The 24848-nt window shown below is 34.7% G+C and carries 16 protein-coding genes; 7 read left to right on the top strand and 9 right to left on the bottom strand.

From position 1 onward, the window contains the following. Positions 1–40: 40 nt before the first annotated feature. Positions 41–5299, bottom strand: coding sequence for a PAS domain-containing hybrid sensor histidine kinase/response regulator (locus tag OQ292_RS01690; protein ID WP_284684319.1), 5259 nt, complete (start codon positions 5297–5299; stop codon positions 41–43). 344 nt (positions 5300–5643) lie between these two features. Between OQ292_RS01690 and OQ292_RS01685 the strand changes: the two genes are divergently transcribed. The 5 genes from OQ292_RS01685 (at position 5644) to OQ292_RS01665 (ending at position 12112) form a co-directional block, all read left to right on the top strand. Further along, a complete protein-coding gene (locus tag OQ292_RS01685; protein WP_284684318.1) occupies positions 5644–5910 on the top strand; it encodes a hypothetical protein in 267 nt (88 codons plus the stop codon). Positions 5911–6066: 156 nt separating this feature from the next. Further along, positions 6067–8262 (top strand): peptidase domain-containing ABC transporter, encoded by a 2196-nt coding sequence (locus tag OQ292_RS01680; protein ID WP_284684317.1) that lies wholly within the window; start codon positions 6067–6069, stop codon positions 8260–8262. Between the two features lie 49 nt (positions 8263–8311). Further along, the gene (locus tag OQ292_RS01675) at positions 8312–9694 is read left to right on the top strand and encodes an HlyD family secretion protein (RefSeq protein ID WP_284684316.1); all 1383 of its coding nucleotides are present in this window, start codon (positions 8312–8314) and stop codon (positions 9692–9694) included. Beyond that, positions 9691–11142 carry a TolC family protein gene (locus OQ292_RS01670; RefSeq protein ID WP_284684315.1) on the top strand — a complete coding sequence of 484 codons (1452 nt, stop codon included), beginning with the start codon at positions 9691–9693 and terminating at the stop codon, positions 11140–11142. Before OQ292_RS01675 ends, OQ292_RS01670 begins: the two co-directional genes overlap by 4 nt. Positions 11143–11263: 121 nt before the next feature. Then, positions 11264–12112 (top strand): UbiA prenyltransferase family protein, encoded by an 849-nt coding sequence (locus OQ292_RS01665; RefSeq protein ID WP_284684314.1) that lies wholly within the window; start codon positions 11264–11266, stop codon positions 12110–12112. On the opposite strand, the gene uxuA is transcribed toward OQ292_RS01665, so the two are convergent. Beyond that, positions 12109–13293 (bottom strand): mannonate dehydratase, encoded by a 1185-nt coding sequence (gene uxuA, locus OQ292_RS01660; protein WP_284684313.1) that lies wholly within the window; start codon positions 13291–13293, stop codon positions 12109–12111. The genes OQ292_RS01665 and uxuA overlap by 4 nt on opposite strands. A 188-nt stretch (positions 13294–13481) precedes the next feature. Here uxuA and OQ292_RS01655 point away from each other — a divergent pair, with 188 nt between their 5' ends. Then, positions 13482–13931, top strand: coding sequence for a hypothetical protein (locus OQ292_RS01655; protein ID WP_284684312.1), 450 nt, complete (start codon positions 13482–13484; stop codon positions 13929–13931). 31 nt (positions 13932–13962) lie between these two features. Here OQ292_RS01655 and OQ292_RS01650 read toward each other — a convergent pair whose 3' ends face one another. Beyond that, positions 13963–14748 (bottom strand): N-acetylmuramoyl-L-alanine amidase family protein, encoded by a 786-nt coding sequence (locus OQ292_RS01650; RefSeq protein ID WP_284684311.1) that lies wholly within the window; start codon positions 14746–14748, stop codon positions 13963–13965. 213 nt (positions 14749–14961) lie between these two features. Between OQ292_RS01650 and OQ292_RS01645 the strand changes: the two genes are divergently transcribed. After that, positions 14962–17721: a putative LPS assembly protein LptD gene (locus tag OQ292_RS01645; protein WP_284684310.1), complete on the top strand. Its 2760-nt coding sequence runs from the start codon at positions 14962–14964 to the stop codon at positions 17719–17721. Positions 17722–17791: 70 nt separating this feature from the next. On the opposite strand, the gene OQ292_RS01640 is transcribed toward OQ292_RS01645, so the two are convergent. The 6 genes from OQ292_RS01640 to OQ292_RS01615 all read right to left on the bottom strand — a co-directional run bounded on the left by OQ292_RS01640 (position 17792) and on the right by OQ292_RS01615 (position 24757). Beyond that, a complete protein-coding gene (locus OQ292_RS01640; protein ID WP_284684309.1) occupies positions 17792–18139 on the bottom strand; it encodes a hypothetical protein in 348 nt (115 codons plus the stop codon). Between the two features lie 112 nt (positions 18140–18251). Further along, the gene (locus OQ292_RS01635; RefSeq protein WP_284684308.1) at positions 18252–20747 is read right to left on the bottom strand and encodes a zinc-dependent metalloprotease; all 2496 of its coding nucleotides are present in this window, start codon (positions 20745–20747) and stop codon (positions 18252–18254) included. A 200-nt stretch (positions 20748–20947) separates the two neighbouring features. Continuing rightward, the gene (locus tag OQ292_RS01630; RefSeq protein WP_284684307.1) at positions 20948–21121 is read right to left on the bottom strand and encodes a hypothetical protein; all 174 of its coding nucleotides are present in this window, start codon (positions 21119–21121) and stop codon (positions 20948–20950) included. Positions 21122–21316: 195 nt separating this feature from the next. Beyond that, the gene (locus OQ292_RS01625; protein WP_284684306.1) at positions 21317–22816 is read right to left on the bottom strand and encodes a GH3 auxin-responsive promoter family protein; all 1500 of its coding nucleotides are present in this window, start codon (positions 22814–22816) and stop codon (positions 21317–21319) included. A gap of 98 nt (positions 22817–22914) precedes the next feature. Continuing rightward, positions 22915–23349: a hypothetical protein gene (locus tag OQ292_RS01620; protein WP_284684305.1), complete on the bottom strand. Its 435-nt coding sequence runs from the start codon at positions 23347–23349 to the stop codon at positions 22915–22917. 118 nt (positions 23350–23467) lie between these two features. After that, the gene (locus OQ292_RS01615) at positions 23468–24757 is read right to left on the bottom strand and encodes a UDP-N-acetylmuramoyl-tripeptide--D-alanyl-D-alanine ligase (protein WP_284684304.1); all 1290 of its coding nucleotides are present in this window, start codon (positions 24755–24757) and stop codon (positions 23468–23470) included. Between the last annotated feature and the right edge of the window lie 91 nt (positions 24758–24848).

Here is a 24848-nt window from a genome sequence, read left to right as displayed (position 1 = left end):
AGTTTGACTGTTGGTAATTTATAGACTAATAGAAATATACTTAAATATTCAATAGTTTTCTGTAGTTCAATTCAAATTCTTTAAAATCATTTTTGAGACCTTCAAAGTGTCTATCAAAATTACTTACATCATTTTGTTTAAGTTCTTTCTCAATAAGGGCTGCGTAACTTGCAACTCGATCAACTCCTAATGTACTGGCATTCCCTTTTATAGTATGTAATAAACTAAGTGCTTCTTTAATATCATCTATCTGCATGGCATCACTTACTTGAGAAATTAACTGTCGGGTATCGTCTTCAAATTCTTGGTAAGAATCTACCAGAATTTCATCTCCACCGTATTTCTTGAGTTCAAGTGCAGTGCTAATATTTAAGATTGATTTTTCTTCGGTATGGCCGTTACTGTTACTACTGCCATTTTCACTCACTTCTACTGCTTCAATTACATTTTCTTCATCCTCTTCAGCATACCATTTTTTCACTTTACTTATAAGTGTAGTCGCTTTAATAGGTTTAGCTACAAAATCATCAAGGCCAGAAACTAAAAATTCAGCTCTTTCTTCTTGCATGCTAAAGGCTGTCATGGCAATAATAGGAGGGTTGTAGTCCAGATTTAGCTCTCTAATTTTTTTTGTGGCTGTAATACCGTTCATTCCAGGCATTTGTATATCCATAAAAATCATATCAAAAATATCGGTCTGTACAATTTGAATGGCATCTGGTCCGCCAATGGCAATAGAAATTTCGCATCCAGCCTTTTTTAGAATTCTTCCTGCTACACTTAAGTTAACCATGTTATCGTCTACCAATAATACTTTTGGTGGTTTTTTAAATGCTCTTTTCTTTAATGAAATCTCATCTTCTTCATTGGTAACCAGTTTGTTTTGAGCACTTTTCTGAGCTTTTATGGTAAACCAGAATGTGCTTCCTTTGTTTATTTCTGATGTTACCCCAATATCTCCACCCATTATGTGGCTCAGTTCTTTGGAAATTGCTAGCCCCAAACCTGTACCACCATAAGATTTTGTATAAGAATTATCTACTTGGCTAAATTGTTTAAATAGCAAGTTGAGGTTTTCTTGTGAAATACCAATGCCAGTATCACTTACATCAATGTGAAGCAGTTGATGGTCGGGGTGATCTTCATAAACTTTTACCGAGATGGTAATTTCTCCGCTTTCGGTAAATTTAATGGCATTTGACGTGAGATTGGATAGAATTTGTAAAAGCCTTGTTTCGTCTGCAATAATATAATCGTGCACTGTTTTGCCGATGTTGTAAACCAGTTTAGAGTCTTTTACTTGTGCCTGCTGGAAGAACAATGCATGTAGTTTATCCAAAATTCGTCTAATAGAAACAGTAGTTTCTCGAAGCTCCATTTTACCAGCTTCTATTTTAGAAAGGTCTAGAATATCGTTGAGGATATTTAATAGAGTTTCAGAAGATTTTTTAATGGTATTTACATACTCGTATTGTTCCTGATTCAGGTTGGTTTCTGTGAGTAGGTCGATCATTCCAATAATACCATTCATCGGTGTTCTAATCTCGTGACTCATATTAGAAAGGAACTGTTTCTTTACTTTGAGTGATTTCTCTGCCAGTTCTTTAGCCTCTCTTAAACCTTCTGTAGCATTTTTAAGCGTAGTAATATCTCTAGCAACTCCTTCGATTGAAAGCGGATGGCCATTTTTATCGTAAATTAGTCTGAAATTGGAGATAGTACTCTTAATATCATCATCTTTAGAAATGATCTGGCTTTCGAAGTTGATTACATTACTATGCTTCAGCAACTCCCTGAGCAGATATTGCAATTTAAAATCGTTGAGTAGGTAATTGGTAATTGGTTTACCCAGTACTTCGATTTGTTTTTCACCTATAAGCTCATAAATAGATGGGCTTATCATGGTTATTATACCTTCTAAATCTATTCTGAAGTAAACATCTTGGAACGATTCAAAGATATTTCTGAATTTCTCTTCGCTTTCTGCAAGACCAATTTCTGTAACTTTCTTTTGGGTAATATCATGTGCAACACCAGATACTTCCAGAATTTGATTTTTCTTATTGTAAATCGGGTTGAGGTAGATTTCTCGCCAGTGTTCTTCACCATTTTCCAAAGTGAATTTCATTTCGAACTGCTGTGGTCTGCCTTTAAATGCTAAGCTGTATCGCTCATACCACATTCTGATAAATTTCGGGTTTTGATCTTGAAATGTTCTGTACAAGGGTAACATTGTTTTCGGATCAAAATGGAAATATTGCCAGAGGCTATCAGCAAAATTCTTATTGAACTTTGTTAATCTGAATCGTTTATCTACCGACCACATTAAATGTGAGCCACTTTCGAAAATGGCTTCTAAGCGAGCCGATTGCTCATTAATTTCTTTTTCGTGTTGGAAACGAAGAATTGTTCTAGCTAGCTGACCAGATACGAAAGTGAGTAATTCGAGGTCTTTCTTTTTAAATTTCTGTTTGTTTTTGAAAGATTGTAAAACAATCATCCCTACAACCTTCTCATTAATCACCAATGGAACACCTAACCATACACTTGGAATATTTTTCGTTTGTGCTAGGTTTTGAGATTCCATTATTTTTTTAATCATATCCTCATAAAAGAACATGGGTCTTTTAAAGTTGGAAACAGCATATTCCACAAAAGAATGGAGTGTTATAGGGGTCTCCTTAAATTCTGGTGAGTTAACTGTAAATGGGAAAGATACTTCTTTAGTTTTTGGGTTTTTAAGTGCTACAATAAAACTCTCAACACCAATTGCTTGGTCGAGCAATTCGTAGAACTTTTCATATAATACGTTTATCGGCGTGTCTTTTTCAACCAGTCGGGCAATTTGGTAATAAAGATTTTGCGCCTTTTCTGCTCTTAAGCTGCTTGTATAATCGAAAAGCATTGCTCTAAACAGATAAGGTTTGTTCTGGTCTATTGTACAACTAAGCGTACCCCGTAAATTAAATTTTTTGCCTTGTTTGCTTACAAAAACAGTTTCGAACTTATCTAACTTACCAAGAAGTTTAGCTTTCTGCAAGCTAGAAATTGTTTCGTCGTAAGCTTCTTCGTCAATGAGGTAATCAAGGTTGATTTGCTTAATCTCGTGATCTTCGTAATCAAGTAAGTCTTTAAAGGTATTATTTACCAGAATAATTTTACCTTGTTCATCGAATATAAAAATAAGGTCGTTGGCGCCATCAAATAGGTCTTGTAATAGTTGGTTTGTTTCGTGTAGGGCTTTTGTAACCTTAATTTGTTCGGTAATATCTTCTCCTACAATAGTCATAGAAGCTATGTCTCCCTGCTGGTCATTCAACACAATGGAATTAAACCTGATGGTAAGTCTTTCTCCTTTTTTTGTTCTGAGTGTGCCCTCAAATGTATCGAGGAAACCAGAAATTCTTAGTTTGCCTTCACTTTCTAATGAAGGTTGGAATACCTCAAATAAGCTTTTATTAACGAGTTCATCCGATTTCCAACCGCTAACGTCCAGTAAAAATTGGTTGCAAAACTTTATGTTTCCATTTCGATCTATGGTAATGGCAAAGGTGATGGCATTTTTTAAAGCATTCTGAAGGCGTTCTTCAGAATACTTAATCATATCTTCGTAACTTTTTTGCTCTTCTTTTTCTTTGCGGTCGTGTATGTCTACAGCAGAAGTTATAAAACCTTTGTAATTTCCTTTGTTATCGTAGTATGGACTACCTTTTTCTAGTAACCACCTGTATTGATCGTCATTTCTTTTGAGTCGATAAATACACTCATAAGGCTCTTTATTTTCAATGTGTTTTTCAATCTTATCTATTATATTCTTGTCTTCTTCATAAACACATTTTTTCCATGCTTTTTGCTCAGAGTCATCAGTACATTCTCCTATAAATTTAGTCCACTGATCATTATAATAATAAAACTCATTTTCGATGTTTGCCATTCTCATGAGAGAAGGAGCGTAGTTGGCAATGGTTTTAAATCTATTTTCACTCACTGCCAATTTATTCTGGAAAACAGCCTCGTTTAACCGACTGTTAATTTCCATGGCAAGTAGTTTAAGTTGCAAAGTAAGATTGCCAGATGCGGAGTTTAGTTCATAGCAACAGATGTATTCAACTTTACTTTCTATGTGGATAGGCAATAAAAGTAGTGGGTCTTTTTGTGCCTCGTGTAATTCGAAAGGTTTAAATAGTCTGGGTCTTCTCTGGTTAATTAAATCTGGATACTGTGTTAAATCTGTATTTATTATTAGTTGTGGTAATCTTTGATCAATGTCTGGATTGATCTGATATAGGATATTATTCTGCTTTTCTTCTGTACTTTTCAGAATACAGCTATAACTAATATGTTTAAGCTTCGAGATAATATTTAATGATCTTATCAGAAGTTGCTCGGTATTCTTTTCGGGGAAAATATTTCTGATTGTTTCATTAAAAACCAGTAATTCTTCGTATCTGGCCTCATTATCTGCCTCTATTTTTTTTTCTTCTGTAACATCTCTGCAATAGGCAACTACTAAGCTCTGATTGTAATATTGCGCTTCATCGAGGCTAATTTCCAGAGTGAATTTTCCTTTGTTTGGGTAGTCGCCTTCAATTAGAATTTTTTGTTCTATGTTTAGTAAGTCGTCTACATGCTTACCTTTAGGCTCAATTATAGAAATATCATATTTTTCAAAAACATCTTCGAGTCTTTGGTAATTTACATTGTCTTTATCGAGCCCAAAAAATTGAAGACCTGTTTTATTAATGTCTATAATATTGCCATCTGTTTCGAGTAAGAAAATGATGTTATTGTTCTTCTCGAAAAGCGATTTATAGAATTCTTTAGCAGCGGTTAGCCATTTTTTCTTTTTAAGCTTGGTGGTTACATCTCTACCAATTCCTCTAATAAATGGTCTGCCATTTTCGTGCTCCACATACATGCTTATAAAATCAAGCACAACGGTATTACCATCTTTATCTATTAAGCTTACATAACCTCGAGCTGTTTTACTTTGAGCCAGTTTTGTTATATATAATTCATATATATGAATATGCTGCTCAGGTATTAAGTCTTTGATATTGGCTTTGTTATAGTCCTCTTCACTTATATTAAAAGTGTCTCTGCTTTGGTCATTTAAGAAAAAAATCTCTCCATCTAACCAATGTTTACATACAAAGTGATTGGATACATAATATTCAGTAATGTCTATATCATTAGGATCGTCATCTGAATATTCTGTAAATTCTTTTTTTGCCAGTTTTTCTCGGAGTTGTAGAATTTCTTCTATCAACTCTTCCTTATTTTTTTGAAATAGTTCCAAATTTTTAAAATTTAAAGCCGGGACAAAAAACAATACAATTTAAAAATAGAGAGAATACTTACCAGCCAAAATTACTTTTATTTTTAGTTTAGTTGTAAGTTGAAAAATTAAATGCCGGAAAAAAAATAGATTATTAAACTTTTATACTAATAGCTAGGTTATTATGGCTTATGGGGAATTTCTGTCGATTTAATTCGCTAAAACCAGATATTTTTTTCTTGAAATTTAATCGAAAAAAACATTTTCTCCATAATTTTGTAATATCAATATAGTATAAAACCTAGTATTGCGGCTTAACTAACTTTATGTCAAAACTTTTATCATACATTTTCATTTTAAGTACCTTGCACTTATCAAGTGTAGACTTAAGCATCTTCTGTTTTTCCGATTGTGAAAAGTCAGATTCTGAGAATGTACTAGAAGAAGAATCCATCAAGACGGAAATAGCAATCCATCAAGTCAATAGTAATAAAGAAGTTGAGCGTCAGTTCTATACTGTATTTCCTGAAGCGGAACTTGTAGTAAATATACCAGAAATTAGCTTAAACAGCCAACTATTTGCTACAACTAATCTCCCACTTTATATATTACATAGTTCATATCTTCTTTGAACTATTCCAATCTAATTTATTGTCAATCAGTTATTTGTGTTGTTTTTGTTGAATGATTCACAATAAGAAATTATTGTGTCCATTTTAAAATTTGAGCAATTAGCAAACAACTCATTCCAAAATATTTTTAAGTCAAAATATTTTTTTAGAACCTCTATGAATTCTAAACAATTTGATCCAATAATTCAGCGAATGGCTGGATTGGTTAAGCATGATTTTAAAATGGTTAACCTACGGGATGAATATTATACTAATACCTCATTTACAGGAAGAGCAGAAGTTTTTCTTGACGGCCTAAGTGACAAGGGACGCAAAATAGACCTTGCCATTATGAAAAATAACCTCCCTTTCGATCAATTTATATTGTTTGTTGAGGAGGTGGGATTTCCTGTACTAACATTTTATAGAGATACAGAGGATGTAATGCCAGTAATGCTTTATAAGGAGCATAATAATTACTTTAGTGCATATATCTACAAAAACTCAGAAGAAATTAAAATAGAAGATGCTTCATTCATTTTCCAAAACCTGGAAATGCTACCTAGTGGTGAAGTATTATATGCAGTTCCTTTTTCTCAGCATGCATTAGTGAGTGAAGATGACAATCTCATGAATGAGATAAAAGGACCGGTTTCCAGATTATTCAACTTACTAGGGTCAGAAAGAAAAGATATTTTTTATATCTATTTCTATGCAATCATTATTTCTATAATCAGTCTTTCGTTGCCTTTGGGTGTGCAGTCTATTATTGAAATGATATCTGGTGGTGTGTTTTTTAACTCTATCATACTACTTATTTCTTTTGTAATTATAGGGGTTTTAATTGCTGGTGCTTTACAGGTAATGCAGTATTCGATTGTCGAGGTTTTACAAAGGAGAATTTTCGTGAAAGCAGCTTTTGAGTTTTCTCACAGAATACCCAAAGTAAAAGCAGAGTCTATTTTAAATGATTATGCTCCAGAGTTAATGAACCGCTTTTTTGATGTATTAACGCTTCAGAAAGGATTGCCTAAGTTGCTTATAGATTTAACTGGTGCTGCTTTGCAGATCGTTTTCGGTTTGGTTTTACTTTCTTTCTATCACCCGTTTTTTATCTTTTTTAGCATCATATTGCTCACTGCAATTACGCTAGTATTCTATTTTACAGGGCCAAAAGGTTTGGAGTCTAGTCTTATCGAATCTAAGTACAAGTATAAAGTTGCACATTGGTTAGAGGAGATTGCTCGTACTTTATATTCTTTTAAACTAGCTGGACACACCAATTTGCCATTGCAAAAAATGGATAGTTATGTAAATAATTATCTGCACTATAGAAAAAAGCATTTCCGTATTTTAATGGCTCAGTTTATCAACATTATTGGTTTTAAAACCATTGTAACTGGTGGTTTGCTCATAATTGGTAGCTGGTTGGTAATGGAGAGAGAGATTACACTGGGTCAGTTTGTAGCAACAGAAATTGTAATTGTAATGATTTTGGCTGCTGTTGAAAAACTTATACTCAATATGAGTACCGTTTACGATATGCTTACTGCAGTAGAAAAAATTGGTAATGTAACCGACCTTGGATTAGAGAAAAGCGGGGGTATAACCATTCCAGAAAAACAGCATCATGGCTTAAACATCAGAATAAGGAATGTGAAGTATAAGTATCCGGGTAATTCAGAATATTCTATTAAAGGGATTGATCTAGACATAAAACCAGGCGAGAGAGTTTGTATTTCTGGTTATAACAGCTCAGGTAAAAATACCATGGCGAGGTTGTTTTCTGGTGTACTAGATTCTTACGAAGGTACAATTTCTCTTAATGGAGTTTCTATGCGCGATGTAAACTTAAACCATTTAAGAGATCAGGTTGCAAAGAATGTATCTAGCGAAGAAATATTTGATGGAACAATTCTAGAAAATGTAACAATGGGTAACTCTAAAGTTTCTTACGAAGATGTTACTTGGGCATTAGAAAGTGTAGGCTTGCTAGATCAATTTTCTGCTTTGCCAAATGGATTAATGACCAATATGGTAGCTGGAGGAAGAATTTTCTCACAAAGTGTTGCATCTAAATTGGTATTAGCAAGATGTATTGCTGAAAGACCAAGACTTTTAATTCTCAACGATATTTTAAAAGATCTAGAAAAAGTAGATAGACTTAAAATTCTTCATTTTTTAATGGACAAAGAAAATCCTTGGACGCTTGTATGTGTTTCTAACGATCCTATGACTATGGCAAGCTGCGATAGAATTATACTACTTAATGCTGGCATAAAGTTGATGGAAGGAACCTACGAAGAGCTGATTGAAAATGAGAAGTTCAAGGAAATATTAGTCTACAAATACACTAAAAGTGAAGTAGCATAAATAGCCAAATTTTTAACTATAAATCAGCTATTAAAGAAATTTATATAACATGTTAAGGTTATCTCCTAATTCAAAAATTGACGAAACACACTATAAGCAGAAGCTCAATTCGCTTAAATCGCTACAGACACCTAAGAGTGTAAAAGGTTTAAGTCGTTGGCTTGCGGGAGTATGCATTATTGCATTTATCGCAATGTTTCTGCCTTGGCAGCAAAATATTCGCTCAGATGGTGAGCTTACTGCGCTATCACCGAGTGATCGCCCACAAACTGTCGAAACAGCCATTGCTGGTAGAATTATAGAATGGAAAATAAGAGAGGGACAACAAGTTGAAGCAGGTGACACCCTAGTAAGAATTGCTGAGATTAAAGAAAAATACTTTGATCCTAATTTATTACTCAGACTTCAAGAACAAGTTAATGCCAAAGAGCAGAGTATTTCTAGTAAAATAAAAAAAGCAGAGGCTTTACAAATGCAGGTAAATGCTTTGCGAAATGGATTAAAATTAAAACTGGAGCAAACTGAAAATAAGATTATTCAGAAAAAGCTTAAAGTTGAAAGTGATAGTAATGATGTAATAGCTGCAAAAACAAATATCGCTGTAGCTGAGAGGCAAGTAATTATGTACCAAAACTTGTATGATAGTGGATTGGTAGCGCTTACAAAATTGGAAAGTGCAAAAATTAAAGTACAGGAAGCCAGAGCTAAAATTGTAAGTGCAGAAAATAAGCTGAATTCTTCTAGAAATGATCTGGAAATTGAAAAGCTAAACCTGAGTACAGTTGAAGCTGAATATTTGGATAAAATTGCCAAGTCTGAATCGGATAGGAGTGCAACCCTAGCTGATATTTATGATGGTGAAGGCATGTTGGCAAAAAGTAAAAACGAATTGGCCAATATGACTATTCGGAATCAGCAATATGCGATAGTTGCTCCGCAGAATGGCTACATAGTTAAAGCACTTAAAAACGGTATAGGAGAAACTGTAAAAGAACAAGAGCCACTTCTAACTATAATGCCATCTGATCCAGATAAAGCGGTTGCTTTATACATCAATGCGATGGATGTGCCATTGCTTTCTGTAGGAAGACATGTGCGATTACAATTTGATGGTTGGCCGGCAATTCAGTTTTCTGGTTGGCCGAGTGTTTCTGTAGGTACATTTGGTGGTAAAGTAGCGGTAATTGATCAAGTAGGCGACCAGACTGGTAAATACAGAGTTTTAGTAACACCAGATAAGAGAGAAGGAGATGAAGAATGGCCAGAAGAATTGAGGCTAGGTTCTGGTGTTTATGGTTGGGTAATGCTAGACGATGTACCAGTTTACTTCGAATTGTGGCGCAACCTCAATGGTTTCCCTCCAACAGTTTCGGCTTATTCAAAAGCTTCAACCGGAAGTGATACTTCAAAATCAAAAGATAAGAAAAAATGAGTATATCAATAAATACTGATCTACTTAAAATACCATTTATAATGCTCTTTTTTGCGCTTTTTTCATCTATTAATGTAGATGCTAAAAAGTTGTTTAAATATGAGCCAGAACCAGATACTGTTGCAGTTTTATCTCTGGATGAATTGTACAAACAAATTTTAGAAAATCATCCTTTAGCGAAACAGGCTAGACTTCTTTCAGAAAATGCCAAGCAGCAGTTAAGGTTATCAAGAGGGTATTTTGATCCAAAAATTAAATCTACTTATGATACAAAAGAATTTCACGAAACCGAATACTATTCACTTTGGAAAACAGAATTAAAGATTCCTGTTTGGCTTGGAGGTATAGATTTGAAGGCTGGGTATGAAAAAAACACAGGCTATTACTTAAATCCAGAACACAATACCGACGATGGGAGAGGTTTGCCTTATGCAGGAATTTCTGTGCCAATAGGTAAAGGTTTATTTATAGATGAGCGAAGGGCTTCTGTAAAGCAAGCAGCAATTTTTGAAGACATTTCAGAAGCGGAAAAAGTGAAGATGCTCAACAAGCTTATACTACAAGTAGCCAAAGATTATTGGAGCTGGTATTTTTATTATCATCAGTATCAAACACAGGAGCGAGGTTTTGAGATAGCAGAATACTTTTTTAAGTCTGTAAAAATAAGGGTAGAGCAAGGCGATATGGCTCCAATTGATTCTATTGAGGCGAAGATAACCATGCAACAGCGCCAAATGGATTTGAACAATGCGAATGTGCAATTAAGAAATGCACGTCTCATGCTTTCGAATCATATTTGGGGACCAGATAGTGAGCCATTAGAATTATCTGAAAGTATAAATCCGGTTAACCTGCCTTGGGAGTATGATGACCCACAAACTTTGCAAGAGTTGATGGATTTCGCTATGGAGAATCACCCAGAGTTACAGAAAATTAGATTTAAGAATGAGCAATTGCTAGTAGATAGACGACTGGCTAGAGAAATGCTCAAGCCAGAATTAAATCTAAATTATAATTTCTTAAAAGATACTGAGTCTAAGTTTGATTATTCTTATCTCTCAGAAAACTATAAACTGGGAATTAGTTTTGAAATGCCAATTTTTTTGCGAAAAGAACGCGCAAAAGTTCAGCAGGTTAATATAAAGATTGACCAAAATCAGTTAGAGAGTAAACAAAAAGAAAGAGAAATTATCAACGAACTGAATGCAAAGTATAATGAACTTGTTAACTTAAATGAACAATTGGATTTGCAGGAGGATATGGTTGATAATTATGTGAAAATGGTAAGAGGAGAGAGACAAAAATTCAGAGTAGGAGAAAGTTCTGTATTTTATGTAAATGTGAGGGAGAACAAACTAATTGAAGCTGAAATTAAATTATTTAAGATGCGATATGAGTTTGCCAAATCTATTGCTGAACTTAGATGGGCCGCTGGCCAAGGCATTTGAACTATTTTTTCATACCAAATATAAATTAAGTGAGGGAGTGTGCTTTGCATGCCCCTTCTTTTTTTTGCCTGTTTCCTTTTAACTTAGCCAAATAATCTAGAATTATCTGTTCATTTATAATTTGGCTAAGGAATTTCATCCATCTGGAAAAACATTATCTCAAAAGCTATACGGCATGCATTTGATTACCGCTTTGTGCGGATTCGGTGCTACTGTGTCTTCTTATATATTATTTGACGAACAAATAGATTATTTTTTAGCGATACTTATCGGTTTTGCCACATTATTAGATTACCATTTACAAAATAACAAGTCTGGCAGTATTAAAGAAGCTTGGAAATATTATATAAAAAATAATATTCTTCTATTCTTATTTGCTTGGGTAATTGTGGTTTGCTTGCTTCTAAAATCCAACTTTTACCAATTTATATTTATGGGGCATTTAGCCCTCGTAGCCGTTTTTTACGGATATGATTTAAAACTTGGTAAGTTTAAACTGGGAGCACTCAGGTATAATAATAATATCAAGATATTTCTGATTGTGTATGTTTGGGTAGCTGCAACGGTTTGGTATCCTTTTCTCGAAACAAATTTTAAGCATGAAGTATCGAGAAGTTTGCTAGTTCCAGAAACGATACAAAGAGCTTTGTTTTATTTTGCTTTAACATTGCCTTTCGATATTAGAGATGAAGAAAGCGATAAAAGAGTAAAACTTAAGACTTTGGCGGCAACAATCGGCCTTAAGAAAACACAGTTTCTCTCTACTCTTTGCTTAATTTTTTCTTCAATAGTTGCTTATTACGCATATCACCTTGCTTACTTTTTAGCCATTTCTGTCTCTCATATATTTTGCTTTTTTATAATTCTAGGTGTAAATAAAAAGAGGAAAGGCTTTTATTATACAGGATTAATGGATGGCTCAATTGTTTTTCAAGCCATCCTATTATTAATCGCTTATTATTTCGGTTAGAAAACTGATTTTAATATTCCTAGTTCTAACCCTCTTAACTCTGCAAGTCCTCTCAGTCTGCCAATACAAGAATATCCCGGATTGGTTTTCTTATGTAGGTCGTCGATCATCTGGTGGCCATGATCTGGTCGCATTGGAATAGCACTGTCAGCTCTGCCAACAGCTTTTCTTTTACTTTGTTCTTCCAAAATAGCTTTTACTACTTCGTACATATCTACATCACCATCCAAGTGGTCTGCTTCGTAGAAATTGCCTACTTCATCGCGTTTAGTGCTTCTTAGATGGATAAAATGCATCTTATCTCCATTTCTTCTAATCATGCCAGCCAAATCGTTATCTGCCCTTACTCCATAAGAACCCGTACACATACAAAAACCATTACTTGGGCTTTGAGCAGCACTTAGCAAATCTTGCAAGTCTTTTTCTGTACTTACTACTCTTGGTAGGCCTAGAATAGGGAAGGGAGGATCATCTGGGTGAATGGCCATTCTCACACCTGCTTCTTCAGCAACAGGTATTATTTCTTGCAAGAATTCAAAAAGATGCTTTTTTAATTTATCTGCATCAATTTCGGCATACTCATCCAAGACTTTTTGGAATTGCTGCAAAGAGTAACCTTCTTCTGAACCCGGCAAACCAGCAATTATATTATTTACCAGTTTTTCTATAGAAGCATCGTCCAGTTTATCAAAACTTGCTTTAGCGGCAACTTTTTGTGCTTCGTTATAATCATTCTCTGCCCCAGGTCTTTTTAGAATAAATAATTCAAAAGCAGCAAACTCATTCGCATCGAACCTTAATGCTTTTGAGCCATCTGCAACTTCGTAAGCCAAGTCTGTACGTGTCCAGTCTAGCACAGGCATAAAGTTGTAGCAGATCGTTTTTACTCCACATTTGCCAAGATTTTTAATAGAGGTTTTATAATTTTCGATGTACTTCTTATAATCTCCAGATTGCTTTTTTATTGATTCGTGAACTGGTACGCTTTCAACAACCGACCAAGTTAGTCCAGCTTCTTCAATAATTGCTTTGCGTTTTAAAATCTCTTCTTCTGTCCAGATTTCTCCATTGGGGATATGGTGCAATGCATTTACAATTCCGGTCGCTCCTGCCTGTTTCACATCTGAGAGACTCACTAAATCATTCGGGCCATACCAACGCCAAGTTTGTTCCATTTTCATGCTAAAAGTATCTAAAAATAAAGGAAATTTATTGTTCGTGTCTTTTGATCAAATCTATAGAAATATGTTTTTAAATGCAGTTTATCTGATTAAAAATAGATTGAAAGATGAATTTCTCCCTCTAAAAGATTTAAGCGATCACAAAAAATTGATTAACTTCACTTTTCAATCAATCAAAATAATCAGTTATGCATAAATACTTGTTCTTTTTTTCCTTTTCGCTATTGCTAAGCTTGCAGTTTACTGTAAAGGCACAAGATGCTGATTTATGGAAGCAACTAGCCAAAATCAAATGGAAATCAGAATATAATGAATATATAGGTGCAGAAATACAGTTGCCCACATTTGCTAAAGAAATAGAAGCTCTTAATGGAAAAGAAGTTGAGATAAAAGGTTTTATAATTCCGGTTGATCTTACAGGAGCTGATTACCTAGTACTTTCGGCATTTCCATATGCAAGTTGTTTCTTTTGCGGTAATGCTGGTCCAGAATCTGTAATGGAAGTGTATTTAAAAGAGGAGGAGAAGTTTGATGCAGATTCTAAGGTAACTTTTAGAGGAAAGTTAAAACTGAATTATGAAGACAGCTACCATTTGGTTTACATGCTACAAGATGCAGAACCAATTGTGATAGAATAAAAAAGGCCAGTTTAAAAACTGGCTTTCTTATTTAATTACTTCTTGCTTCCAAATCTCTTTTGTAATTTCTAAAAGCGCGATAAAGATTTGCTGCAACTTTTGCTTTTCCCAAATCAGAATTAAGGTATTTTTCTTCTTCTTTGTTTGTAAGAAAACCAACTTCTACCAATACACTTGGCATTGTTGTTTTTGCTAAAACTAAAAAGCCTGCTTGTTTTACTCCACGATTTGGACGTTCGTTTGCCTTTCCAAATTCATTTTCTATTAGTGAAGCAAAGGCAATGCTGTTTTCTTGATAAGCCTGTTGTAGGTTAGACAACAAGATATACGAAACCGGAGATTTAGGATCAAATCCGTCGTATAGTTGTAAATAACCTTCTTCTTTCAAGATTACAGAGTTTTCTCGCATGGCAACCGCCAAATTATCATTGGTATGGCTTAAACCCATTGTATAGGTTTCTGTGCCATGAATATTTTCTTTTGGATAAGCATTGCAATGAATTGAAATAAACAAATCTGCAGATGCTCGATTGGCAATCATTGCCCTTTCGTGTAGATTTACATATTGATTTTTTGTTCGCGTGTAAATAATTTCTACATCCTTATGAAAGGTACTTATGAGTTTACCTAATTCGAAAGCTATTTCAAGAGTTAATTCTTTTTCTTTACTGATAGAGCCTGAACATCCCGGATCAAACCCGCCATGGCCTGCATCTATCACTATTTTTTTTACAGAATATGCCGGCTTATCAACAGGTTGAAAAGAACAAAGCATAATTCCGGCAATAGCTAAGGGAATTATTAAGAGATTTTTCATAAAATTGCATCCTGTTTTGAGTAAGGAGAAAAAAAATAAGTATTTAACGCTTCTTTGTATCTTTTATCAAAAATATGTTAAATAGTTGGAGTTCATCCTTCTCTTTTACTATTTAGTAAAAATACTGAAAAAAGTGTTTTTATAACATGATTTATTAAAGAACTCGTTTCTCTTATTCTTCGTTTTAGAGCTGAAAATTTTTTTTAGGGAATTTTGGACAGATATAAATATTATACCTTTATTGGCAAAATTGTAGAGTTTGTGGTGAGAGCTGTTCTTTTTTCCTCAGTTTTTATTTTACTGAGCCTTTCTTCCCAAGCACAAGTTATTGAAAGTGACACTGTTTTAGTAAATGATTCAACCATTTCTACAGATACAACCCTTCTTGCAACAGATAGTTTAGCTGTTGCTACAGATACTATTCAGCAAGAGGGCCCGATTGAAACCACCATTAAATATTTTGCTAAGGATTCGCTTAATTACGATCCCATAAACGGCACAGTGTATTTATATGGTGAAGCAAAGGTGACTTATGGAGACATGACTATTGAAGCAGCTGAAATCCAGTATAATATGGCTGGTAAGACTGTTCATGCAAATGGTGTCCCAGACTCCACAGGCACACTCACAGGAATTCCGATATTTACGCAAGGTGGGCAAACCTACAATGCAGAGAATATGACTTACAATATGGAAACCGAAAAGGGTATAATTTCGGGTATTGTAACTCAACAGGGAGATGGTTATATAAAAAGTGGGAAGGTAAAGCGAACACCAGATAATGCTATGTATGCCGCAGGTAATATTTATACCACCTGTAATTTGGAAGAACCGCACTTTGGCATTCGATCTAAAGAATTAAAAATTGTTCCTAACAAATATGTAATTTCTGGTCCATTTAACTTTGAGCTAAATGGTGTACCAACTCCTTTAGGTTTTGCATTTGGTTTGTTTCCATTTTCTGATAAGCGAAGTGCTGGTATTGTTGTACCAACCTACGGTGAAAGTTCTACCAGAGGTTTTTATTTAAGAAATGGAGGTTTTTACTTGCCAGTAGGAGATTATATGGGTGTGCAGCTTCTTGGGCAGATTTATTCTCTTGGAGGTTGGGGAGCGTCTATAGATTCAGATTATAAAGTAAGATATAAATTTAGCGGTGGGTTAAGCTTTAGCTATAATAAGGTGATTACACAACAAGATAATCTGGAAGATACAGAAACTACGGATTATTGGCTAAGATGGAACCACAGCCCTGTATCAAAAGGAAATAGTAGGTTTTCTGCTAGTGTAAACGTTGGTTCATCTACATATAACAGAAACAACTCATTTAGCACAGAAGATTATATTTCAGCTTCATTTAACTCAAGTGTTTCTTATAGCAAAACCTTTGAAGGAACACCATTTACAGGAAGTGCCAATTTGCGTATCAACCAAAACGTAAATACAGGAGTTACAGATTTGTATCCAGAGGCGAACCTTTCTATGAGAAGAATTTATCCTTTTAAAGGAAATTCTACAAAAAAGAATCCGCTAACTCAGTTAAACGTGTCTTATTCAGTAAGTACAAAAGCACAGGTTACAAACGAAGAAGATAATATCTCATTCCCGTTCACAACTCTAGAAGATTTAGAAGAAGAAACAGATACGGAAACAGATGATGACGATGACGATGATTTGCCAGATGATTTATTTGCGAATTTTAGTAGATTCTTAAACGATGCGCAATATGGGGCTATCCACAAAATTCCAGTTTCAACAAACTTAACCTTACTCAAATTTTTCCAGCTTTCTCCGAGCTTTAGTTATAACGAATATTGGTATCCTCAAAAGTTCAATTATACTTATGTAGAAGAAGAGGATGCTGTAAGAGTAACCGAAGAGCCTGGTTTTACCAGAGCTTACGATTACACCTCTAGTGTTGGTATGAGTACTCGTTTATATACTTTCTATTATCCTAAAATCGGAAAGGTAGAAGGTATTAGACATATGATTACACCAAGTGTGAGTTATAGCTATCGTCCAGATTTTTCTGATCCGAGATACGGATTCTTCCAATATGTGCAGAAAGATGAAACAGGAGAAACTTACAGTAAAGTATCTCGTTTTCAAGGAGCTTTATATGGTGCTCCTAGTTCTGGTAAAAGTAGTTCGGTTTCTTTTAGTTTAAGTAACCAGATTGAAGCGAAAGTGAGAGCGAAACCAGATTCTACTGGTAAAGCAGAAAGTAAAAAGGTGCCAATTCTACAAAGCTTGAGTTTAAGTACAAGCTACAACTTTGCAGCAGACTCATTCAATCTCTCAAATATTTCTATGAGTGCAAGAACTCAGTTATTTAAGAATGTTCCATTTATTAATGGATTATCTGTTAACTTGAGTGGTACACTCGATCCATATACTTATGTGTTGGATGATGTAACTTTTGATGATGATGGAGATATGACTATTTCTCAACATAGAATTCCAGAATATGCTTGGGATACTGGCAATGGAATAGGGCAGTTAACTAGTGCAAGTTTAGCTTTGTCAACTTCTCTTAGCCCGAAGAAGAAAAACGAAAAAGACAAAGATGTAGAGCCCAAGTCTGCAAGAGAAAAAGAAGAACTCGAATTCATTGAGAATAACCCGAATTTGTATGTGGACTTTAGTGTTCCTTGGAGTTTGAGGTTAAGTTATAACCTCCGATACAGTAAAACTGGTTTTAAAGAATCTACTGTAGTGCAAACCTTAACTTTTAGCGGCGATGTTTCCTTTACCGAGAAATGGAAGATTGGTTTCCGTTCGTCTTATGACTTTGAAGAGAAAGGTTTTGGTTTTACCAGTTTAAACATCTCAAGAGATTTACACTGCTGGCAAATGAGTATGAGCTGGATTCCATTTGGAGCGCGCCAATCTTACAATATCGATATTAGTGTAAGATCTTCTATTTTACAAGACTTAAAGCTTAGTAAGAGGAATACTTGGTACGATAGGTAATAAGGCTTTAAATAGCCTTAAAAAGGCTGTTTTCTTGCTTCTTTTTTACAGTTAAAGGGATCATGTAAGATTATTTTTTAACACACAAATCTTTTAAAATCAAAGCAATAGCATCTGCATATTTCTTAGTATTTGTTGAAGTGTCTAACTCTAATTCAAATTTATTCGAATACCTTCTAAACTCAATATAACATGAGTTCCCAAATTCAATAATCCCAGATTCTAAATGCGGTGTTTCTAAAGGATCAATTAGACCATGTTTTATTCCCAATTCAAATCTCTCCATAGATTCAATTGTGATTTTTTTATGCGAAATCTGGATTTCCTCTTTAAGTTGTTTTTTTAAGTTTGCTATAACATTTTCATAACTGAATGAAGTGTTTGTAAAGCAATCTATCTTTAATATTGAAATTCCCATATTTTTCTTTGTTATCAGATCGATTAATAAACTGAAGCTCACTAGTAAAATGAGGAAACAAAAAGGCTTCTAATTATAATTAGAAGCCTTTTTTGTTATGAGTTTAGGTGTTTTACCAAGTGTAATCTTCGCCACACATAATGTCCATACCAATTGGAGAACCATCTGGTGGAGATAGAGGAGCTGTAATGTCAATTTTACCTGGGTTTCTTAAGAACTTAGCAATCTCTTGCGATAGGTAAAAATAATGAGCTTGTTCTTCGGTACTGTCTTTTTTAGTAGCATCGAGGTATTCTTTCAACTCATTTAATTTCAACATCGAAATCGCTTTTACCTGTGCTGCAGAACTTTCGTCACCAGCAAGATTCATAATATGTCTTACAGCTAATTTGCCTGTAAGCATTTGTATTTCTTTTTCTAAACCACTGGTGCTTTTTGCATCAGTAATTGTGTAGTCTAAAACTTCGTCGATTACTTCTCCCAATCCCGGATATTTAGCATCTCTACTGTGGAATTCAACCAAACGAGCAGCTCTTTGTGGATGGAAAATAAAACGAAAAGTTTCGTTAGAGGCTGTTTCTGCGGCAGATACTGGATCAAAGCTAACTCCGGTTCTTGCTTTAAAAGTTTCTCTTGTTCTAGGATAACCCGCTGGGCGAGGCGGAATATTTTTTATCAGTTCTTCTGATAATGTAAGTGCTTTAGGAGAAAGCGTATTTAAAAGTGCATCTAATGCTTTTTGTTGTTCAGAAGGGCTTACAATTTCTGTAACTACTTGTTTGTCTCCTTTTACTGCGAAAGTATAATTCATACCACCGAGCATTTTAGAAGCCGCATCTATTTGGTAGCGATGTAACATGTACATAGGTGCTAATACTTCTTCTAAAGTAGCTTTAGGCATACCAGTTCTAATTTTATCCATCGAGAAATTATCTAAAATCTTCTGGCGGATTTCCATCAGTCTGTTTAGTTCTTCGGCTGCATTTTTTCCACTATCCCATAAGTGAGCGGTAGGATGCGCTCCACCAGAAGCTCTAGCATCAGCATCAGAAATAAAAACAAAACCATCTTTAATGTAATCGTCTACAATTTTGTTTAAAGCAGCTTCTTCATCTGTTCCTTCTGGAAAATCCTGATAACCATAAGCAATGGTTATGTTATCCCATTCGCCAATGCCTGTATCATATGCATTTGCTAATGTTACAGTACCATCTTTCTTTAGGTCGATTTGTGGATGTGGATAATCCATTACAGAAGCTCTATCTTTAGGAGAGGCAGCAAAGTTGTGCATTAGTCCTAAAGTATGGCCAACTTCGTGTGCAGAAAGCTGTCTTAGTCTTGCCAATGCCATTTCGAGCATTTCTTCAGAAATAGGTTTGCCTTCTTCGTAAGCAGCAACTAAACCTTCTGCTATTAAATAATCTTGGCGAACACGTAGAGAGCCTAATGATACGTGTCCTTTAATAATTTCTCCAGTTCTTGGATCTCTTACAGAGGAACCATATGACCACCCCCGGGTGGAGCGGTGGACCCATTGGATTACGTTGTAGCGTAAATCCATAGGGTCTGCTCCTTCGGGAAGTAATCTCACCTGGAAAGCGTCTTTATAACCTGCAGCTTCGAATGCTTGGTTCCACCAAGATGCACCTTCTAATAGTGCCGATCTTACTGGTTCTGGTGCGCCTCTATCTAAATAATAGATAATTGGCTCAACCGCTTCGCTAATTGCTGCACTTGGATCTTTCTTTTCCAGACGGTGTCTGGATATATACTGTTTTACAATAGGTTCAGAAATAGGAGTGGCATAGTCCATAAATGAAATGCCATTGAACCCTGCTCTTGGGTCAAATTTTCTTGGTTTGTAGTTATCGTCTGGTAACTCAACAAATGAATGATGCTGTCTTACTGTTACAGCATCTGCAGTTGGAGTTACTGATCTGATCTCACGACCAGTTGCATCACCAGCGAAAGTAAGCGTCGCTTCTATTTCTGTGTTTTTCGGAAAGTTTTTCAACATTGGTAGATAAAAAGCACTGCGGTTTTCATCTAATCTGTATGCACCTTGCTTTCTTCCTTTCAATCTACCTGCAACGTCATGTGCATCTCTCATGAAGAATTTAGACACGTCCACCAAAACTTTTCCATCAGATTCTGCGGCTACATCAAATCCCCCTAATACCGATCTGGCGAAAGCCTGTTCTACAGATCTTTTTTCGTCTTCGTTATCACTAATGGCCCTGTATTCGTAGTTTGGTTCAATTAATAATATTTTTGGACCAGTTCTTTCAAATTTCACAATGTGTCTGCCACCCAATTGGCCTCTATCGAGACCGAGGTCGTTAGAACCAACACCTGCTGAAAGTGAACTTACGTAAAGAAATTCTTCATCAAATTTATCTATCTCAAGCCAAATTTTGCCAGTTTTTTCGTCCCAATAGAAATTGAAATGACCTTCGTAGGCTTTCATGCCTTTGGTTTTATCCGCAATCGTATTTTGACTGGTAGCACTGGTTTCTGGAGTTTTGTTTCTTTGAGCAATGGAAGGTTGCGCAAAAAATGAAATACTGCTAGTGAATAGGAGTAGTAAAAGTTGTAGGGGGTATCTCATAAAAAAATAGTAATTTATTAAGAATAATTAGTATTCATTCAAGTAATCCAAATTTATAAATTAATAAGTTAATTGAAAGGATAATTTTGGAGTAATATTATTTCTGAGATACAATTGATGAAAAACTCCAATGAAATGGAATAAAAAAAGGTATCTAAGAACAGATACCTTTAATTTTTTACAGATAAGATTGTAGATGATTAAAGTAAATCTTGAGCGTAAATAATAGATCCTACCAGAATTACTATCGCACCTAGCACAATAACAAAAGATATCATTAATTCTGAATCTCTTGACATATATGGCTCAATACCAGTATAATAATCATCTTCTCTTTCTAACTTATCTTCTTTTTCTTTCACTTGTTCAGCCATAGCTTTTAAGTTTAAGTGGATGTTTGGTTATTTTTTCAAATTTACTAAAAAAGGCACATCGAGAATGTTAACAGTCTTATATTAGCCTATACGTTTACCTTATTTAACACTTGATACCCTATGTGGGGTTCAATGCTGCTTTTATCAGTTGTTTGATTCTTATTTCTTCCCTAATGTAAAAAAATCTGGTGATTTTTAATATTTTTTCCACTTAATTATTACATCAGCAATCTTCCTGTCATTGGCTAAACGAGGCACTTTATTTTGCCCTCCTAACTTGCCAATAGATTTCATATAACTCTGGAATGCATCTGTTTGGAGGGGAGTTATAACCAGCCTTTTTAAAATATTTCCACTAATTAAATCGTCGTAGTAACTATTTAATTCGCAAAGCTTGCTATCTATATCATCTGCAAAGCTTTCTATGTTTTCTGGAAGTTGTTCAAAAGCAATTAACCATTCGTGGTAGGGTAGACCTTCACCTACTTTTACTTGAGGAGCAACAGAAAATTCTGATATCTTGGTTTCGGGATGTTTGTTTTGCGCATAGCTTAAAGCTTTTTCGACTTCTTCGCCAATAACATGCTCACCAAATGCCGAGATAAAATGCTTTATTCTACCTGTTACCAATAATCTGTAAGGCTCCTTAGAAACAAATTTTACCGTATCACCGATAGAGTAGCCCCATAAGCCAGCATTAGAATTAATAATGAGTGCATAGTTTTTGCCAAGTTCCACATCTGCTATGCTCAGTCTGGTAGGGTTTTCATCGAAATACTCCTCTGCTGGAATAAACTCAAAGAAAATCCCTGTATTGAGAAGTAATAATAAACCTTCTTCGGTTTGGGTATCTTGATAGGCGATAAACCCTTCAGAAGCAGGATAAGTCTCAATAGAATCGATTTTCTTCCCAATAGAATCGAAAAGCTTTTCTCTATATGGTTCAAAGTTTACTCCACCATAAACAAACACAGAAAACTCTGGGAAAACATCTTTAATCTTTTTGCCAGTTTTAGCCTGAATTCTATCAAAATACATTTGCACCCAAGGAGGAATACCAGAGATAAGAGACATAGGCTCTTTTAAAGTTTCTTCTATAATGTGGTCGAGCTTGTCTTCCCAGTCTTCAATACAGTTTGTTTCGTAAGATGGCATCTGGTTGGTGCGCAAATAACCAGGTACATGGTGATTTACAATGCCAGAAAGTCTTCCTGTAAGTACTCCACCTTTGGTGTCTAGAATTGGGCTACCAGATAAAAAGATTAGTTTTTTATCTAAAAATGCAGAATTGCCAGTTTCATGCACGTAGTTGAGTAAAGCATTTCTGGCAGAATTTATATGGTTTGGAACAGAATCTTTGGTTATAGGAATATATTTAGTACCTGAGGTGGTTCCTGATGTTTTTGCAAAATAAACAGGTTTTCCTGGCCAAAGTATATCACGTTCTCCTTTGGTTACTTTTTCGACGTAGGGCTTTAAAGCTTCATAATCTCTTACAGGAACAGCCTCTTTAAAGTCTTGATAGCTATTGATCTCACTGAACTGATGGTCTTTCCCAAATAAGGTATTTTTGGCTTTGCTTACCAATTTTTGCATTACCTTTTGTTGAGTTTCAACAGGTTGAGAAGTCCATTTTTTTTGTTGGTAGTTAATATATGCTGCAAAAGGTTTACTCAGTTTCGATCTTATCCCCATGTTAAAATTTTTTCAAAAAAAAACCACGCTATTATGCGTGGCAAAAATATATAATCTTTCTCTATCTATGTGAAAATAGAGGTGTTATCAAATTAAGATTAAACCAAATGTAGTTGATTTTGGCCTATTAGCCAAAGCATGGCATCATCTACGGTTTTAAAAATATTGTAACCAATATCTCCAATATTAATTAATGGATAATGATTATCAGGAGATTCTAGTAATTGTTCATCTGATTTAATTTCTGCCTGATAGGTGATTCCTAATGCTCTAATGTTGGGCACAAATACACCACCGAACTTATCTTTTTTCGCAGACCAAAGTTTTTTTAGTCCAGATACATCATTAATATGTCCGTAGTAGTGATCAGGATTTTCATTTAAAAAGTTAATTATTTTTGCAACGCCTCTTTTAATGTCGTCCATCTGCTGGTAGCCCAGCCATATTGTTTGGATTATCTTTTTGTCTTCATTGAAAAGCAATCTGAAATTTACTTTCCCCTTATTATTTCTAACTTCTGTATAAAGTTTCATAAGCCTGACATAGTAACTTTTTGATTGGAATTAATCTGTTAGTTCTTTAGATTCAGATTCTTATGATTCTAACGCATTGATTTTTCAGTGTAGTCTGAACATGTCAGGAATTAGCATATTATAGATAATCCAGCAGTGTTTCGAGCTTAATTCCTCTTGATCCTTTCAATAAAATAAAATGACTTTCTAATTTTCTTTTTTGTAAAAAAGCGGCGAGTTCTTCTTTCTTTTCGAAGAAAGTAGCCTCTGGAAAGCTGCTTTTATGTTCAAAAAACAAAGAACCGCAGAAAAAACTAGTTAATTTGGCATTGCAAGCCTGTTTGGCAATTTCAAAATGTTCTTCACTACTAATTTCTCCTAGCTCAAGCATGTCGCCTAAAATGGCTAATTTCTGTTTTGGATTTTTCATGTTTATGAAACTTTGTAGTACAGCACTTACCGACGAAGGGTTTGCATTGTATGCATCGAGTAGTAAGGTATTGGTTCCTTTTTCAACAATTTGAGAGCGATTGTTTGTAGGAGCATAATTACACACAGCTTCAGAGAGCAAACTTTCGGGTATATTAAAATATTTTCCGATACACCATGCGGCTTCTATATTAGCAAAATTGAAAGCTCCAAATAATTTAGATTGATAGGTGTTTTCATTTTCGGTTTCGAAGCTCACATAAACAGATTCTTCGTTAAACTTCAAATAAGAAAAGTTGCCTTCTTTTCCATAAAGAATAGGTTCTTTAAACCTCTTAGACATATTAAATAAAATGTCATCTTTAGAAGGAATAAATGCATTACCACCATTTTGGATGAGATAATTAAACAATTCGCTCTTAGCTCTAATATTATTTTCGAATGATCCGAAACCTTCTAAATGGTCTTTACCAATGTTTGTGATTAGACCTAAATCTGGATTAGCAATTTTGCAAAGCGCATCTACTTCTCCTAAGCTGTTATCGCCCATTTCGAGAATGAGCATTTCTGTACCAGCTGGAGTTTGTAATATAGTGATTGGTAAACCTATGTGGTTGTTAAAATTACCCGGAGTGGCAAATGTTTTATAATTCTTAGATAAAACCTGATAGAGTAATTCTTTGGTAGTAGTTTTTCCATTAGAGCCTGTAATGGCTATTACAGGAATTTTCATTTGATTTCTATGATGATTAGCCAATTGTTGCAAACTTGTTAAAACATCATCAACTAAAATTAATTTTTCATTCGCTTTATTTTCATCAGCGATTTCATCAACTACTGCATATTCTGCACCTTTTTGCAAAGCTTCGGTGGCATATTCATTTCCATTAAACCTTGGACCTTTTAGTGCAAAAAATAAAGAACCATGTTCTATTTTGCGTGTATCTGTGGTAATTATTGGGTGTTGTTTATAGAGTTGATAAAGTGCTTCTGTTTGCATGGTGGCTGAATTAATGTTTAGAGTCGCTAAAAAAATATTTGGATAGTAGTATTATTTCAATGAATATTCCAGTTTCGAATATTAATTTTAA

This window comes from Chondrinema litorale (genome assembly GCF_026250525.1).
Taxonomy (GTDB): Bacteria; Bacteroidota; Bacteroidia; order Cytophagales; family Flammeovirgaceae; genus Chondrinema; species Chondrinema litorale.
The sequence above is the reverse complement of the archived record's forward strand: the minus strand, read 5'-3'. Positions and strand labels throughout refer to the sequence as shown.